The organism is Pantoea coffeiphila, from assembly GCF_016909495.1.
Classification (GTDB): Bacteria; Pseudomonadota; Gammaproteobacteria; order Enterobacterales; family Enterobacteriaceae; genus Erwinia; species Erwinia coffeiphila.
In genome coordinates this window covers 494,053-509,998 of record NZ_JAFBFW010000003.1, presented here as the reverse complement: position 1 = coordinate 509,998, position 15,946 = coordinate 494,053, and the positions used below count along the sequence as shown (strand labels likewise).

At 58.7% G+C, this 15,946-nt stretch carries 13 protein-coding genes; 3 read left to right on the top strand and 10 right to left on the bottom strand.

Annotation, left to right across the window (positions count from 1 at the left end; translation table 11 throughout):
• Window positions 1–127: 127 nt before the first annotated feature.
• The 7 genes from JOE09_RS12045 to JOE09_RS12015 form a co-directional block, all read right to left on the bottom strand.
• On the bottom strand, window positions 128–982 hold the full coding sequence (locus JOE09_RS12045; protein WP_205065929.1) for a triphosphoribosyl-dephospho-CoA synthase: 855 nt from the start codon (window positions 980–982) through the stop codon (window positions 128–130).
• Window positions 982–2,634 carry a malonate decarboxylase subunit alpha gene (gene mdcA, locus JOE09_RS12040; RefSeq protein ID WP_205065928.1) on the bottom strand — a complete coding sequence of 551 codons (1,653 nt, stop codon included), beginning with the start codon at window positions 2,632–2,634 and terminating at the stop codon, window positions 982–984. The genes JOE09_RS12045 and mdcA overlap by 1 nt, the downstream gene beginning before the upstream one ends.
• Before the next feature lie 262 nt (window positions 2,635–2,896).
• On the bottom strand, window positions 2,897–4,624 hold the full coding sequence (gene olsF / locus JOE09_RS12035; RefSeq protein ID WP_205065927.1) for a bifunctional ornithine lipid synthase OlsF: 1,728 nt from the start codon (window positions 4,622–4,624) through the stop codon (window positions 2,897–2,899).
• A 136-nt stretch (window positions 4,625–4,760) separates the two neighbouring features.
• Window positions 4,761–5,471: a proteasome-type protease gene (locus JOE09_RS12030; RefSeq protein WP_205065926.1), complete on the bottom strand. Its 711-nt coding sequence runs from the start codon at window positions 5,469–5,471 to the stop codon at window positions 4,761–4,763.
• A gap of 18 nt (window positions 5,472–5,489) precedes the next feature.
• Window positions 5,490–6,290, bottom strand: a complete 801-nt coding sequence (locus JOE09_RS12025) for a transglutaminase family protein (RefSeq protein WP_205065925.1) — start codon at window positions 6,288–6,290, stop codon at window positions 5,490–5,492.
• Window positions 6,290–7,219, bottom strand: a complete 930-nt coding sequence (locus tag JOE09_RS12020; RefSeq protein ID WP_200546230.1) for an alpha-E domain-containing protein — start codon at window positions 7,217–7,219, stop codon at window positions 6,290–6,292. Before JOE09_RS12020 ends, JOE09_RS12025 begins: the two co-directional genes overlap by 1 nt.
• Window positions 7,213–8,649, bottom strand: a complete 1,437-nt coding sequence (locus JOE09_RS12015) for a circularly permuted type 2 ATP-grasp protein (protein ID WP_205065924.1) — start codon at window positions 8,647–8,649, stop codon at window positions 7,213–7,215. The genes JOE09_RS12020 and JOE09_RS12015 overlap by 7 nt, the downstream gene beginning before the upstream one ends.
• Window positions 8,650–8,911: 262 nt before the next feature.
• Between JOE09_RS12015 and JOE09_RS12010 the strand changes: the two genes are divergently transcribed.
• Together JOE09_RS12010 and JOE09_RS12005 are read left to right on the top strand one after the other, a co-directional pair.
• Complete coding sequence (locus tag JOE09_RS12010; protein WP_205065923.1) at window positions 8,912–9,904, top strand: transcriptional regulator; 993 nt, start codon at window positions 8,912–8,914, stop codon at window positions 9,902–9,904.
• Window positions 9,825–10,268, top strand: a complete 444-nt coding sequence (locus tag JOE09_RS12005) for a hypothetical protein (RefSeq protein ID WP_244913717.1) — start codon at window positions 9,825–9,827, stop codon at window positions 10,266–10,268. Before JOE09_RS12010 ends, JOE09_RS12005 begins: the two co-directional genes overlap by 80 nt.
• A gap of 11 nt (window positions 10,269–10,279) precedes the next feature.
• Here the strand turns inward: JOE09_RS12005 and JOE09_RS12000 are convergent, their stop codons facing one another.
• Window positions 10,280–11,272, bottom strand: a complete 993-nt coding sequence (locus JOE09_RS12000; protein ID WP_205065922.1) for a lysozyme inhibitor LprI family protein — start codon at window positions 11,270–11,272, stop codon at window positions 10,280–10,282.
• A gap of 197 nt (window positions 11,273–11,469) precedes the next feature.
• On the opposite strand from JOE09_RS12000, the gene JOE09_RS11995 reads away from it, so the two are divergent.
• The gene (locus JOE09_RS11995; protein ID WP_200546226.1) at window positions 11,470–11,952 is read left to right on the top strand and encodes a YlaC family protein; all 483 of its coding nucleotides are present in this window, start codon (window positions 11,470–11,472) and stop codon (window positions 11,950–11,952) included.
• Between the two features lie 44 nt (window positions 11,953–11,996).
• On the opposite strand, the gene JOE09_RS11990 is transcribed toward JOE09_RS11995, so the two are convergent.
• Window positions 11,997–13,403 (bottom strand): aminotransferase class I/II-fold pyridoxal phosphate-dependent enzyme, encoded by a 1,407-nt coding sequence (locus JOE09_RS11990; protein WP_205065921.1) that lies wholly within the window; start codon window positions 13,401–13,403, stop codon window positions 11,997–11,999.
• A gap of 65 nt (window positions 13,404–13,468) precedes the next feature.
• Complete coding sequence (locus JOE09_RS11985; protein ID WP_205065920.1) at window positions 13,469–15,592, bottom strand: putative bifunctional diguanylate cyclase/phosphodiesterase; 2,124 nt, start codon at window positions 15,590–15,592, stop codon at window positions 13,469–13,471.
• Between the last annotated feature and the right edge of the window lie 354 nt (window positions 15,593–15,946).

Here is a 15,946-nt window from a genome sequence, read left to right as displayed (position 1 = left end):
AAAAATCCTTGTGTCGGACGGCCGTTACGGGCCGCCGCTTCGGAGTGTCAGGAACCCACACTGACGGATGTGATTCGCCGCAGGCTTGACTCACTGCACCGATAGCGGGCCTGCATCGCGTGGCGCATCAGGCCGGGCAGATACGATCAAGAAACAGCGTGGCGGAAAGCAGATCGGCTGCACCGCCCGGTGAAGCATTCAGCGCCAGCATGTGCGCATCGAGCCGCGCCAGCGCGCGCTGCCCCGCAGGCTGACTCACGCCGCCTGCCGCCAGCACCGCCTGCGCGCCCTGCTGCATCGCCTCAAGCCCGTCCATGCCCGCCCGCGACAGCACGCAGGTGTCGCTGAGTGATGTCATCATGATCATCAGCGTATCCAGACGGGCTTCGCGTTCGCTGGCCCCCTGCCGACGGCTGCGTTGCAGTTGTGGCAGCGCCAGGTTCACCACGTGCGGGAAGCCCTGCTGGGCCTCTTCACGCGCGCCCGGCAGACGGTAGCGCGAACTGGCCCGCTGGCCGTTGCTGAACAGCTTCGGTGCCGCATCATCAGGCAACATCGCCAGCGCGGCTGCACCGTCAACCACCTGCTGCACGCTGCCTTCCCCGCCGCGCATCGCACTGGCGGCGATCAGCAGGCCCAGCGCCCAGATCGCCCCGCGATGGGTGTTAACACCCGCGGTGGTCTGCATCATTTGCGCTTCGCCTTCACGACCCAGCCGACCGACCAGCTGGCGCAGGGCCACATCCGCCGGGCGCTGCCAGCATTGCAGCGCCAGTGCGTAGAAGGTCGGGGTCAGGCTGTGGGCCGAGCGTTCAAGGAGATCCAACGTCAGATCCTTGTGCGCCCCGCTTCCCCGGCGATCCACTAACCCCGGTTTCGGCGTCAGGTTCGCCTCCTCCAGCAGGCAGTGGGTCGCCACCACGGCCAGATGCCGCGCATGGCGCTCTGCAACGATCGCGGCGAGCTGCCGCTGCGGGCTCATTACCAGCTCCTGAATTTAGCCGGTGGCTGATAAAGGCCGCCGGACCATTCGACCAGGTCCGCGACGCTGCCTGCCGCCAGCAGTGAACGGCTGGCATCGGTACGACGGATGCCGATATCTTCCGGGAATACCACTTTGCCTTCGCGACGCAGCTTAGCCACGCGCTGCGCATCCACGCCGAGTCCAACGTCGGTGATACCGGCAACCGCCGCCACCATCGCCCGGCGCTCTTCCAGCGAACTGGCGCGGTAGAGATAGGCAATCCCCTCTTCGGTCAGCACGTGGGTCACGTCATCGCCGTAGATCATCACCGGTGCCAGCGGCATACCGGCGGTTTTCGCCACGTCTATCGCCTCCAGTTTTTCGACGAAGGTGGGTTTAACGCCCGCCTGGAAGGTTTCCACCATCTGCACCACCAGCTTGCGGCCGCGCGCCAGCGGGTCGGGTTCATTGATCATCGCCAGCCAGGCCGGGGTAGCGTGGCGGCGACCGTGCGGATCGTGGCCCATATTGGGCGCACCACCGAAGCCGGAGAGACGGCCTCGGGTCACGGTGGAGGAGTTTGCCTGGCCGTCAACCTGTAACGTCGAACCGATAAACATATCGACCGCGTACTGTCCGGCCATCTGGCAGAAGGCGCGGTTAGAGCGCATGGAACCGTCGTGGCCGGTAAAGAACACATCCGGGCGAGCAGCAATGTAGTTTTCCATGCCCAGCTCGCCGCCGAAGCAGTGCAAGCTTTTCACCCAGCCGCTTTCAATGGCCGGGATTAATGTCGGATGCGGGTTCAGCGCCCAGTGGCGGCAAATTTTGCCCTTCAGGCCAAGTTTCTCACCGTAAGTCGGCAGCAGCAGTTCAATGGCGGCGGTGTTAAAACCGATGCCGTGGTTCAGCGACTGTACCTGGTGTTCGGCGTAGATGCCTTTAATCGCCAGCATCGCCATCAGCACGTGTTCCTGCTTAATCAGGCGCGGATCGCGGGTAAACAGCGGTTCAATAAAGAAAGGCTTGTCCGCCACCACCACGAAATCTACCCATGAACCGGGGATATCCACACGCGGCAGATCGCACTCGTCATCGACCAGTTCGTTAACCTGAGCGATAACGATGCCGTTATGAAACGCAGCGGCTTCAACCAGCGCCGGGGTATCTTCGGTACTGGCCCCGGTGTAGAGGTTGCCTTTGCGGTCGGCTTTAAATCCGGCGACCAGCGCCACATCGGGCGAGAGGTCAATAAACAGCCGCGCGTAAAGTTCGATGTAGGTATGAATAGCGCCGATTTCCAGCAGGCCATCCTCAAGCAGCTGCGAAATACGCAGGCTCTGGGTGCCGGAAAATGAGAAGTCCAGCTTGCGGGCGATGCCCTTTTCAAAGATATCAAGATGCTCGCTGCGGCCGACGCTGGGCATAATCATATGCAGGTCGTGCAGCGTTTGCGGGTTAACCTGCGCCAGCGAACGCGAGAGGAAATCAGCCTGCTTCTGGTTGTTGCCCTCCATCACCACCCGGTCGCCGGGTGAGATCAGCTTTTCAAGCATGGCGACAATATCGTCGGTGGGCAGAACTTTATGGGGGATACCGAGGCTGGCTATACGGCGCTGTTTCTCGCGCCGACGTGTATCCCAGACCTGGGGTGACGGGGTAGATAACATGGTTAACCTCCTGTAAGTGCATCTTCTGCAGATGCTTTCAGTATGGCAGCCAGTCTGTACCGGAATGGATTGCTCATCAATTACGCTTCGTGCCAAATAATTACTCTGAGAGTAACGATTAAAATAAACCGTTTACTGTTCAGGGAATTAGCGCTAACGCACGGAATGTATTCAGTTTATATCCAGCAGGTTGAATCAAAAATGCCACAAACGTTAGCTAATTCATTAACCGGACGTTTGTGGCAGGAGGGAGGGGATAGCGTTAGCCGACGGCAGTTTCCTGCTCCAGCTGCTGGTGAATGGCGATGTAGCGCTGGAAGCGGCTCTCTTTCAGCCGGGTAAGGTCCACCAGCACCAGGCCGTCGATGCAGTGGTTAAAATCGGGATCGCTGCCGAAGTCGATAAACTGCACGCCGCCGCTTTCACACAGCTCGGAATACTGCTTGTACAGCGGCGGAATGCCGGTGCCGAGGTTGGCCAGCAGGCGCTTCAGGCGCTTGAGATCTTCGCTGTAGTTGTCGCCGCTGAACTGGGCCAGCACGTCAGGTAACGAGGCCGGATACGGGCGGCGAGAAGTGGCCAGCGGCAGCAGCGGCGCGAAATAGAGGCGATAGAAAGCCACCAGCAGATCCCGCGCCGCCAGCGGCAGGCCGCCGGAGATGGAAACCGGGCCGAACAGATAGCGGTACTGCGGGTATTTCGCCAGATAGGCGCCGATGCCCATCCACAAATAGTCGAGGCCGCGTTTGCCCCAGTAGGCCGGCTGGATAAAGCTGCGGCCCAGTTCGATCCCCTGCATCAGCACCGGATTCATCTGGTGATCGTAGTGGAACAGGCTGTGGCTGTAGATGCCGTCCAGCCCCTTGCGCTCGAACTGCTCGGCAGTGGGAATAAAGCGGTAGGCACCGACGATATCCAGCGCTTCTTCGTCCCAGAGGATCAGGTGGTAATAATCGTCGTCGTAGTCGTCGAGGTCACGGCGGGTGCCGCTGCCCTCGCCCACCGCGCGGAAGGCGATTTCACGCAGGCGGCCCAGCTCGCGCAGGATCGGCACGTAGTCCTCGCCGTTGCGGCGATAGAGGTAAATGGTTTTTCCATCGGGCAGTTTGCCCAGCACTTCACAGCCCGCCAGCGCACGCTTCAGCACCGCGCGGTCTTCGCTGCGGGCGATGGCCGCTTCGGTCTGGAACAGCGCGGATTTGCCCTGCGCCACGCGATACAGATGGCGGCGGAAGCGTGCAGCCAGCTCTTTCGCCGGGGTACGGCCGTCGTGCCAGCTGGCGTAGGGAATACGCGCGCCGATTTTCAGCTTCAGCCGCTCACCGCGATTGCCGAACATCTCTTTTACCAGCAGCAGCATCGACAGCGGCTGGTAGATTTTTGAAATCAGGTAGAACAGCGCGCTGTTGCGGCCGCTGACGTGGATCGGCACGATCGGCGCGCGGTAGCGCGCGGCCAGCCGCAGGAAGCCGTGGCTCCATTTGCCGTCCTTCACGCCTTTACTGCCGAAGCGTGAAACCTCGCCCGCCGGGAAGAAGATCAGCACGCCCTGGCTTTCCAGCTGGTCCTGCATCAGCGCGACCTGCTGGCGGCTGGTGCGATTGCCCATGTTATCCACCGGCACCATCAGGCTGCTCAGCGACTCCAGGCAGTTCAGCAGGCGATTGGTGACGATTTTCACATCGCGCCGCACCTGCGACACCGCGTGCAGCAAGGCCAGACCGTCCAGCGTACCGAGCGGATGGTTGGCGACAATCACCACCGGTCCCTGGCTGGGGATCTGTTCCAGATCGCGCTCGCTCAGTTCGCAGCTGACGTCGAGGTATTCCAGCACCTGTTCGACCATATCCAGCCCTTTCAGGTGTTTATTGCGCTGGTTGAATCGCTGGAATTCTTTTTCATGCAGCAGGCGGCGCAGGACGCTTTTCTGCCAGGAAGGGGTTTCACGCTGCGGATAGAGGTCTTCAAGTACGGTTTCAATGGTAAACACAGGCTTATCTCCCGGGTGTTTTATCCGCACACTAACCATCGGGAGTGACGCCAACATGGCAAAAAAATGACGAAAAAAAGACAGCGCAGCGCGGTCTGTTTTACCGCGCGGCAAGGGGGTTAAATCGGGGAGAAAATTACTCCTCCAGCTGTAGGGAAGGCAGCTGGGAGAAAACGCTTAACAGCCCACTGCTCCACAGCTGGCGGATCTGCGAGAAGTAAGGGTGCTTCTCGGTAATATGATACTGCTGCGCGGTGCTGAAGCTGTCCGCCGGATAGATCATCACGTCCAGCGGCAAGCCGACCGAGATATTGCTCGCCAGAGTAGAATCCATGGAAATTAGCGCACACTGCATCGCCTGATCCAGCGGCGTATCGTAGCGCAGCACGCGGTCGATAATCGGCTTGCCGTATTTGCTTTCGCCAATCTGGAAATACGGCGTATCGGTACTGGCTTCAATAAAGTTGCCCTGCGGGTAGATCTGGAACAGCCGGGGCTCTTCACCTTTGATCTGCCCGCCGAGCAGCAGCGTGCCGCCAAACTCTTCACCATCGCGCTTGATCACCGTCCGCAGCGTTTCGCCCACCAGCAGCGCCACGTCGTACATATTGCTACAGCTCATCAGGTTCGGTTTTTTAGCGTCTTCACAGCCCCGGCGCAGCAGGCTTAACGCGCTCTGCGTGGTGGCAAGGTTGCCGGCGCTTTGCAGCACCAGCGTCCGCTCATCATCCTGTTGAAATACATGGAGCTTACGGAAAGAGGAGATATGATCCACGCCCGCATTGGTACGGGAGTCGGAAACGAAAATCATCCCTGACGATAAGCGCATTGCCACACAATAGGTCATAGTTTTCCCGATTAACGATTACTGCTGCGAATTCACCTGCTGCACTGCGGCGACCGCCTGCATATCCTCACTGCCGCCGCCAAGGCGCATACCGCGAACCGGGCAGGCATCCAGATAATCCACGCCAACGGCCAGCTTCAGGTGCTGACGGATGCTGCGGGTGTTGTTGGTGATATCAAAGCTGTGCCAGCTGTCGTCGATCCACGCTTCTACCCAGGCATGGGTGGCCACGTGCTCCACGTTGTCAGTATACAGATAGCCGCTGACGTAGCGTGCGGGAATCTGCAAACTGCGACAGCAGGCCAGAAATACATGGCTGTGATCCTGGCAAACGCCGCTGCCGGCGGCAAAAACTTTCGCCGCGCAGTCGGTCACCAGGGTGCTGCCCGGCTGCCAGGGCATTTTCAACAGCAGTTCGCCCATCAGGCGTTCCAGGCTGTCCAGCGGCGCTTCCGGCCGATAATAGCGGCGGGCAAAGTCGCGGATGGCCTCATCCGGCAGGGTCAGCGCGCTTTGGCGCAGGAACACCAGCGGCGACAGCGCGTTGGCACCATCGGCAGCAAACTCACCGCCGTCGATAATTTCCACCACGCCACGGGCTTCAATTTCAATCGCCTGATGCGGAGTATCCAGCGTCAGCACGTGCAGTACGTTGCCCCAGGCATCGGTGGTGCACACCGCCTCGCCCGGCAGCCGCAGCTCCCAGGAAATAATCCGCTGGTGGGCGGAATCCTGCGGCGTCAGGCGCAGGTACTGGGTGCTCTGCGTCACCGGGTCCTGATAGCTGAAACAGGTTTTATGTTCGATGGTCAGCTGCATTATTTCGCCTCCAGATAGGTATGATGAATGCTGTCAGACAGCGTTGCCAGTTCGCCCAGAAAGGCGCTGAGCCAGGCGTGCAGTCCGCGATCGAGTACCGATTCTTTGCTGCTGAAGCGCAGCTGCGCATGTAGCACGCTGATCAGATAGCGCGGACGATCCTCGCCGCTGCTGCCGATTTGTTCGAGCAGCCCGGCGATATCCTCCACACAGGATCGCAGCGATCGTGGGCTTTCTTCGCGCAGGATCAGCATTTCGTTCACGCCCTCCGCCGCCAGCTGCTGCTTGTAGATGCTGTGATAGGCTTCGCGGGCCGAAACCGAGCGCAGCAGCGTATCCAGCCGGTAGTATTCCCGCACCGTGTCGTCGTCGGCATCCGAGAGGTATTGATACGCATCCAGCAGGCGTGCGGTGCAGTCGGCGCGCTCCAGCAGCGTGCCAAGCCGGATAAAGTTCATCGCATCGCCGCGCATCAGCGTGCCAAACATCGCCCCGCGAAACAGATGGCAGCGCTCTTTCACCCAGTCAAAGAACGCATCCGCCCCGCCGCTGCCGACGCCGCGTCGACGAATTTTGCGCAGTTCGATCCAGCTGGAGTTGATACTTTCCCATACCTCCGAAGAGAGGCTGCCGCGCACCGCGTGGGCGTTGTTCCACGCCGCCTGCCAGCAGTTATAAATGCTGGCCGGGTTACGGTCGTCAAGGGCAAAAAAGCTGAACAGCTGCGGCATCGCCAGCGCGTCGCTGACCGACCAGTAAAGTTCGCTGGTGTTGGTGAGGTTCAGCGGTACGCGCAGTTCGTTGTTGTGGCTACCGCGCACCGGCATCAGCGACAGACGATTGGTGACGTCAAGCACCCGGGCAATATTTTCCGCGCGCTCCAGATAGCGCGCCATCCAGTAGAGGCCAGTAGCCGTGCGACTCAGCATGCGTCATCCTCCAGAATCCAGGTGTCCTTGGTGCCGCCACCCTGCGAGGAGTTGACCACCAGCGAGCCTTCGGTCAGCGCCACACGGGTCAGCCCGCCGGGCACCAGGCGGATCTCCGCACCGCTGAGGGCAAACGGCCGCAGATCGATATGGCGCGGTGCCAGCCCCTGTTCGACAAAGGTTGGACAGGTAGAGAGCGCCAGCGTGTGCTGGGCAATGTAGTTCTGCGGCCGCGCTTTCAGCAGCGCGCGGAAATCTTCCAGCTGCTGTCGGCTGGCCACCGGACCGATCAGCATGCCGTAGCCGCCAGCGCCGTGAACCTCTTTCACCACCAGCTTTTCCAGGTTCGCCAGCACCCAGGAGAGATCTTCCGGGCGGCGGCATTGCCAGGTCGGTACGTTGTTGAGGATCGGATCTTCATCCAGGTAGAAGCGCACCATATCCGGTACGTAGGGATAGATGGATTTGTCATCGGCCACCCCGGTGCCGATAGCGTTGGCCAGCACCACGTTGCCGCTGCGGTAGACTGACAGCAGGCCGGGCACGCCCAGCATCGAATCCGGGTTAAACGCTAACGGATCGAGGAAGGCATCGTCGACGCGGCGGTAGATCACATCCACCTTGCACGGCCCGGCGGTGGTGCGCATCAGCACCGCGCCATCTTTCACATACAGATCGGCGCTTTCCACCAGCTCTACACCCATCTGCTGCGCGAGGAAGCTGTGTTCGAAATAGGCGCTGTTGAAACGCCCGGGCGTGAGTACCACCACCACAGGATCGTTGACCGGCGAGCTTTCGCGCAGGGTTTGCAGCAGGAGTGAAGGATAGCGTTCAACCGGCGCGATGCGCTGGTCGGCAAACAGTTCCGGATAGAGCCGCATCATCATCTTGCGGTTTTCCAGCATGTAGGACACCCCGGAAGGGGTACGCAGGTTATCCTCCAATACGTAGTATTCGCCGTCGCCGTTGCGGACCATATCCACCCCGGTGATGTGCGCATAGATATTGCGGTGCAGGTTAATTCCCTGCATGCAGGGCTGATACTGTTCGTTAACCAGGACCTGTTCGGGAGGGATAATGCCGGATTTCAGGATATGCTGATCGTGGTAGATATCGTGCAGGAAGGCATTCAGCGCCTGGACGCGCTGGCGAATGCCTTTGTCGAGCATCGCCCACTCCGCAGCGGGTATAATACGCGGCACGCTGTCGAACGGAATCAGCCGCTCCGCGCCGCCGTCTTCGCCATAAACATTGAAGGTAATTCCCACGCGGTGAAAGAGCAGTTCCGCTTCTTCGCGCTTGCGCGCAATCGCCTGCTGGTCAGCCTGCTGTAGCCACTGCCAGTATTCCCGATAGTGTTGACGATAGTGTCCATCGCTCAGCAACATTTCATCATAAAAGTGCGACGCTAATTCATAGCTTTGATTCATGATTTCCCTACCGCTGTCTGTGAACCCACATTCAAAGCTGCACAAAGCGTGCCAGTATCCTGGTGGAGGCAGGCACCCCGCGAGGCGTATGAGCGCAGCACCAGGGGCAAACGGCCGATTTGTTAGCAAAATGCCTGAAAATGAAGCGTGCACTTTCTTTCGCACCAGAACGGTGCGCGATCACAAAAAAGAAGGGTAAGTTGCGCTGACTGGCCGCCAGCAGTCATAATATTCAGTGACAAACTTCTGCCTAACGGTACCTATGACTCCGTCTCTTATCATTCATCACTGGCTGATTGACCATGCCTCCGGCTCGCTGATCCATCAGGTCACCGGGGAACAGCGTCGTCTTGGCGAGTATCAGCTTAAACTGTTGCAGGTTCTGGCCGAGCATGCGGGTGAAACGCTGACGCGTGAGGATCTGACTAATCTGGTGTGGGAACGGCGGGTTATCGGCAATAACAGCCTGCCAAACGCCATCCATGCCCTGCGCCTGGCGCTGGAGGATGACGGCAAGCAGCAGCGAATTATTAAAACCGTACCGAAGAAGGGCTATATTCTCGAAGCGGAGTTCTGCCAGTTTATTACGCTGGCGGATATCCTGCCGCAGCCCGCCGAGGCATCTGCCCGCGAAGAGGCTCTGACTGAGGGCGAAACGGACGCGAATACCCATCCCGACAATGCCACTCAGGTGTACGTGGAGCCGGTTACCCCTGCCGCGCCGCCCGCTCCTGCTCCCGTTGTGGAAGCCCGCTTCTGGCGCTGGCTGGTGCTGGGCCAGGTCATCATACTGGCCGCCCTTTTAGTGGTTGTCGCCCGCAACTATTTCACCGCCTCGCCGACGCAGCTACAGGAAAAGAATTCGGTCGCCTACAGCAATATCCGCCTGGTGGAAGTCCGCCGCGGCTGGGACGGTTCATCCGCCTCCGAAGATTTGAATAAGCAGCTGGGGCCGGTGCTGTTTTCACTGAATCAGTATCTGAAAAATCGCCAGGTCAATATGGAGGTGTTTTTCTTTACCTCCGGCACCGCGCTGAACTACACCATGACCTTCATTAACCGCTGCAACCGCAGGCAGCTGGCGATGAACATTATCAACTGGCGAACGGATGGTGCGCAGCTGAGCGCGCTGATCTATCGTGAAGGCGAGAGAAAAATCAATGAAATGGCGAACTGTGTCGATAAGTCTGCTGGCGATAACGCTGCTGCTGGTGCTGACGGCAGCGCTGCTAAAGCTGCTGCCGCTCGGCAATAAGGATCTGTTCAGCCGCGATTTTACCGGCTCAAGCCTGCAGCTGGGCTATTACGATCTGCTGGCACGCCAGCGGGAAATTTATGACACCCGTTTTATTATCCAGGATAAAACGGCGATCATGACGCTGACCAGCCCGAACGATAACCGTTTTTTGGCGAAGGTCAGTCTGGAGCAGAAGCGCACCAGCGCCCACAGCGTGGCGTTTAACTATCACCAGATTTACTACGCCGACAGCGGTTCGGCGCGAATGATTAAAAATATTCTCGGCTACGCGCAGAACAACGGCGTGCGTTTCGAAACGCTGGAATTTGGCGACGAGCAGTTACTGATTACCCCGTCAGGCCAGATTTTTAACTATCACTAGCCGCCCGGCGCTTAGCGTTCTGTGAACCTGGCTCGCCAGTTGGCCAGCGTTTTTGGCATGCGGGTTTTATCTTTTTCGGTGGTGACATAGTGCAGTTGCAGGCCCTTGTTATCCTTGCCCGGTTCCACGCGCAGCGCCCAAATTTTACCGTCCGGCGTATACATGATCATCGCCGATTTACGGTTGGCCATGCCCTTCACCCACAGCGTTAACACCGTTGCACCGAGGCTGTCCTCATCCGCGCTGTACACAAAGCTGGTCGCGGTCGCCAGATACTGCTGATAGTCATCGCCCACCAGCTCGCGGAAGCGATCGTCGAGCGCTTTATTCGGCATAATCCCCAAGGTGAGCAGCGTGGCGGGCGGGCGGGGATCGCTGGCGGCTTTAACGTAGACGCCGTCGATGGCCATTTCCCCAGGCAGCAGCATATCGCAGCCGCCGCTGTTATCGCTGCTGACTTCCAGCTTTCCGTCGGAACGCGGCACCAGGATGATGGCGCAGTGGCCGCCCCAGGCAATTTCATTGGTGTAGCCAACGCCGTAGTAATCATTGACGCTGCCGCTGAGCACCGAGCTGTAAACGCCGCCCCAGACGGTCGCATCCATCTTAAAACCCCAGTCGGCAGCACCGTGGATCAGGATTTTTCCGCCGTTGCCGTGGGTGGAGGTGGTATTCCACCACACGCCCTGCCAGTCGAACGAGGCCGGGACGCCGTACAGCTGACCAATACCGTTCAGATAGGCACGCTGCAGGCAGGCATCGCTGGCGCAGGCGTCGCGGGAGCGGGTCCAGCTGTTGACAATGCTTTCCACCCGCTGCGGGTTTTCGACCACCACATCGCGGAATGAGTCAGTAAACAGGCGGTCCAGCCACGTCAGCTCTTTACTGTCGCAGATGGTGTTCTCGACCACGGTTGAAGCACGTCCGCAGTCCAGCGCCTGGGCGGATGACATCCCCAGCAGGAGCAGCAGAATAATCAGTAAAAAGCGAGAGTGGTTAACCATGATGCCTGTCCATTGATTCTGTTATCGGCCCTTCCGGGGGAATGGGTAAAATTTTACACTGCGCTATGCAAGGTCGCTACAAACTCCCTTCTGCTGACAACTGTTATAGCTTAATAGCCCTAAACTGTGTCTGCTGTTGCAGCAGAAACTGTGATTTACTTTCACTCTGCCCGGACTCTTTGAACAGAGGTGAAAAAATGGAAGAAGTTAAACAGATACTGCTGCGCGAGATCGATACGCTCAATCGCGAGGAGCAGCGCGATAATAAGCCGCGCTTCAGCTTTAAGTTCCTGAAAACCCATCCGGGCCTTTGGGCTTCTATGTATGGCTGCTACGTGCTGACCGTAGCGCTGATCTTTACCACCGATTTCCTCGGCTGGCCCGCGTTCTGGGGAGCCACGCTGTTCGTTCTGCTGATGAGCGGGCTGATGCTGATGGATATCAACCCCAAGTACCGCTTTGAAGATATTGATACGCTTGATCTTCGCGTGTGCTACAACGGCGAATGGTACTATATCCGCACCCTGTCACCGGAAGCGGTGAACGATATTCTCGGCAGCGAAAAGGTGCCGGATAACGTCAAGCAGGGCATCAACAAGCTGCTGTCGCTGAAAGGCGAAGTCGACTTTTATGACGTGTTCCATCTGACCTGGGGTCAGAAAAACGCCGCGACTATCTGATGCCTGCCGCTGGCGATCGGTTCTTCCTTCAGGGCCGATCGCCGCTATAGCAGTTCACCTATCAACGCCCCCAGTTTCGCCACCGCGGCTTCCTGAGTCTCATCCCACCACGCGGTATTAAAGCGAAAATAGTTCGCGTACTGCTCGCTGGAAGAGAACATTTTCCCTGGCGCAATGCTGATCTTCTGCTCCAGCGCGCGGTAGTACAGTTCGGTGGTATTGACCTGTTTTGGCAGCTCAATCCACAGGAAATACCCGCCGCGCGACTCATTGATTTTCGCCCCGGCGGGCAGATGCCGTTTTAGCGATTGCAGGGCCAGATTCTTGCGCTGTTCGAGTACCTGCCGCAGCCGCCGCAGATGGCGGTCATAGCTGCGGGTGCCCAGATAGGTCGCCAGCGCCTGCTGCATCGGCGCACTGGTGGACAGCGTGCTCATCAGCTGCATGCGCTGAATGCGCTGGGCGTGCTTGCCGCCCGCCACCCAGCCCACGCGAAAACCCGCCACCAGATTTTTAGAAAACGACGAGCAGTGCAGCACGTTATCGTCGCGATCGAAGGCCTTGGCTGGCAGCGGCTTCTCGCTGCCAAAATAGAGCTCGCTGTAAACATCATCCTCAATCAGCGTGACGTTATGCTGCGCCAGCAGCGCCACCAGCTGCTGCTTTTTTTCCCGGCTCAGCGTGCAGCCGACCGGGTTTTGCTGATTGCTCATCATCCACATCGCTTTAATCGGCCAGCTTTCCAGCGCCCGGCTCAGTTCATCGAGGTCAATGCCGGTCTGCGGATCGGTGGCAATCGCCACCGCTTTCAGCTTCAGTCGCTCAATCGCCTGCAGCGCGCCGTAGAACGACGGATTTTCAATCGCCACCCAGTCGCCCGGCTCGGTCACCGCCTGTAAGCTGAGGTTGAGCGCTTCCATCGCGCCGTTGGTAATGACGATTTCATCCGGCGAGACCTGTACCCCCTGCAGGGCATAGCGCTGAGCAAGAGTTTTGCGCAGCGCTTCGTTACCCGGCGGCAGGTTATGTAAGGCATCCACCGGCTTCATGCTGTGGGAAACGGTGGTCAGCGCCCGCATCAGCTGGCGCTGGGGAAAGAGTTCCGGGTCGGGAAAGGCCGAGCCAAAGGGGACAATATGCGGATCGCGGCAGGCCTGAAGGACGTCAAAAATAAACGCGTTAATATCCACCGACTCGGCCAGCTGCAGCTTTTGATGGCTGACCGGCTGGCTGAGAAATTCGGCGCGGGGCGCAACGTAATAGCCCGACTGCGGGCGCGAGATAATCCATCCCTGGCTTTCCAGCACCTGATAGGCGTGCATCACCGTCATCAGGCTGACGCCGCTCAGGCTGACCTGCTCCCTCAGCGAGGGCAGTTTTTCACCGGGCAGCCAGATTTCCGTTTCAATTTGCTGGCGGATTTGGGCCACCAGCTGTTCATATTTTGCCACGACTGTTACAGGCCATTGTCATCAAAAAGTGAACTATTATAGGTCAGCCGTTGAGCACAGTACAATCACCCGGCATCAACGGGCTTTGACTGTACTGGCGCATTCTCCGCAACCTCTTCCGGCTTATCACCGGTGAAGAAGTCAGCCAGCTCAGGCACCTTATCGGCCGCCAGAGGGCGACCCAGCAGATAGCCTTGCAGGGTATTGCAGCCGAGGCTGGTCAGGAACTGCTGCTGTTCCGGCGTTTCCACCCCTTCCGCCACCACCTTCAGGTTCAGAGTTTGCGCCAGCGCCACAATGGCAGAAACAATGGTGGCATCTTCGGTCTGTTCCTGCAGCTCTTTCACAAAGGCGCGGTCGATTTTCAGCTCGCTGGCCGGAAGCCGCTTAAGGTACAGCAGGCTGGAGTAGCCGGTGCCGAAATCATCAATCGATGCCTTCACGCCCAGCTCGGTCAGTTGGGTGAGAATGCGGATGCTTTCGTCCGGATCGCGCATCGCCGTGGTTTCCGTCACCTCCAGCGTCAGCAGCTCCGCCGGGATCTGATGGGTCGACAGCGCTTTAATTACCGTTTCCACCAGTCCGGTTTGTTCAAACTGTAGCGCCGAAAGGTTAACCGCCACCGACCAGCGGGTGTTGCCCTGTAAGTGCCAGACGCGAAGCTGCCGGCAGGCTTCGTTGATTACCCAGTTACCAATGCTGATAATCAGCCCGGTCTTTTCCGCCAGCGGCAGGAAAACGTCCGGCGTCAGCAGGCCACGCTGCGGGTGCTGCCAGCGCAGCAGCGCCTCAAAGCCGACGATCGGGCCGTCCGGCGCACGGAATTTTGGCTGATAGAACAGGCGCAGCTCGCCGTTGTCCTGCGCCATCCACAGATCGTTGATCAGCTGGCGCTGGTTCTGCGCAATGATGTTCATTGAGGGCTGGAAGAAGCTGAAGCCGTTACGTCCCTTGTTCTTGGTGTAATACATCGCTGCATCGGCGTTAAACATCAGTTCCCGCTCATCAACCCCGTCCCCCGGGAAGACGGCGACGCCGATACTGAGCGAGACCTGTAGCTCGTAGCGGGAAATATCGAACGGCTGCTCGATGCTCTTCACCAGCGCACCGGCAACCACCGCCGCATCGTTGGGATCTTCAATCTCCATCAGCAGTACAAACTCATCGCCACCCAGACGCGCCAGCGTGTGGTGCCCCAGCAGCAGCGATTTCATTCGTTCGGTAACGGCGATCAGCAGGCTGTCACCGATATGGTGGCCGAAGGCATCGTTAACGCCCTTGAAGCCGTCCAGATCCATAAACATCAGGGCAAACTTCGAGTTTTCCCGCGTGGCTTTGTTGATCGCCTGATCGAGCCGGTCTTCCAGCAGGATGCGGTTAGGCAGGCGCGTAAGGTTATCGTGCAGCGCCAGCTGGGCCAGCTCGCGGTTGGCTTCCGCCAGCGAGGTTGCCAGCAGCGAGGTCCGCGCCTGCAGGCGGGCATCCAGCATGGATATCAGCAGGGTAATGCCGAGGATCGACAGCGTGACCACCACCACCAGCACCGCCAGCCAGTTGCTGTTGACCCCCATGTGCGTCGCGTGGCTGTCCATCGGGAAGCTGGCTGCTGCCATACCGGTGTAGTGCATTCCGGCAATCGCAATGCCCATAATCAGCGACGCACCGCCGCGCATCAGCGTCAGGCGGCCGGTCCCCTTCCGCAGATGGAAGGCCAGCCACAGCGCGGCCCCGGAAGCCACCAGCGCGATCAGCACCGACAGCGCAACCCAGCCCCAGTGCCAGACGATGCCCGGCTGTACCATCAGCGCCGCCATACCGGTGTAGTGCATCGCGACTACGCCGCTGCCCATGATCACCGCGCCAACACTCAGCCGATACCAGGGCAGTTCGCCGTAGCAAACCGTCCACAGCGCGAAGATCGATGCCGCAACGGCAATCACCATCGACACGATAGTCAGCGTGGCATCATAGCTCATCACCATCGGCAGGCTCATCGCCAGCATGCCGATAAAGTGCATTGACCAGATACCAACGCCCATGGCGAACCCACCGCCGAACAGCCAAAGTCGGGCAGCTTTACCGCTGGCGGTCGCGACCCGCCCGGCCATGTCCAGTGCAGTATAGGAAGCAAGGAATGCGACGATAAACGAGATGATAACCAGCAGCTGGTTGTAGGAACTCATTAACATGTGACGATCTCGGGATCTGTGTGTCAGGGCGTGAATCTCCCCGTCTCAACTGCGCTGACCCGAATCGATTTTGGGAGCCAGCCGCCGCTACGGGATGAAAATAATTAAAGAGGCTGATTTAACCATGCAGAATATCCCTATAATTTATAAAGTTTATTAATCTTCCTCTCCTTCAGAGTGAAAATAGCATCACCTCAAAATTTCGCCTAGCTCGGTCTAAGATAATTCTTGAAAATGTTTCCTTTCCACCGTGCCGGAAGGGGAGCTTTCATTGATGACTTTCATCGCCATAATTTAATTTTTTTTCTTGCAGGCGCTTCACAGCGGGAAATCCGCTGCCTATAGTTAATTCAA

Excerpts from the sequence above, each read along its gene's own strand:
- JOE09_RS12020 (WP_200546230.1), bottom strand. The coding sequence starts at position 7,219 with ATGCTGAGTCGCACGGCTACTGGCCTCTACTGGATGGCGCGCTATCTG.
- JOE09_RS12010 (WP_205065923.1), top strand. The coding sequence starts at position 8,912 with ATGACTCCGTCTCTTATCATTCATCACTGGCTGATTGACCATGCCTCC.
- JOE09_RS12015 (WP_205065924.1), bottom strand. The coding sequence starts at position 8,649 with ATGAATCAAAGCTATGAATTAGCGTCGCACTTTTATGATGAAATGTTG.
- mdcA (WP_205065928.1), bottom strand. The coding sequence starts at position 2,634 with ATGTTATCTACCCCGTCACCCCAGGTCTGGGATACACGTCGGCGCGAG.
- JOE09_RS11985 (WP_205065920.1), bottom strand. The coding sequence starts at position 15,592 with ATGTTAATGAGTTCCTACAACCAGCTGCTGGTTATCATCTCGTTTATC.
- JOE09_RS12025 (WP_205065925.1), bottom strand. The coding sequence starts at position 6,290 with ATGCAGCTGACCATCGAACATAAAACCTGTTTCAGCTATCAGGACCCG.
- JOE09_RS11995 (WP_200546226.1), top strand. The coding sequence starts at position 11,470 with ATGGAAGAAGTTAAACAGATACTGCTGCGCGAGATCGATACGCTCAAT.
- JOE09_RS12030 (WP_205065926.1), bottom strand. The coding sequence starts at position 5,471 with ATGACCTATTGTGTGGCAATGCGCTTATCGTCAGGGATGATTTTCGTT.
- JOE09_RS12045 (WP_205065929.1), bottom strand. The coding sequence starts at position 982 with ATGAGCCCGCAGCGGCAGCTCGCCGCGATCGTTGCAGAGCGCCATGCG.
- JOE09_RS12000 (WP_205065922.1), bottom strand. The coding sequence starts at position 11,272 with ATGGTTAACCACTCTCGCTTTTTACTGATTATTCTGCTGCTCCTGCTG.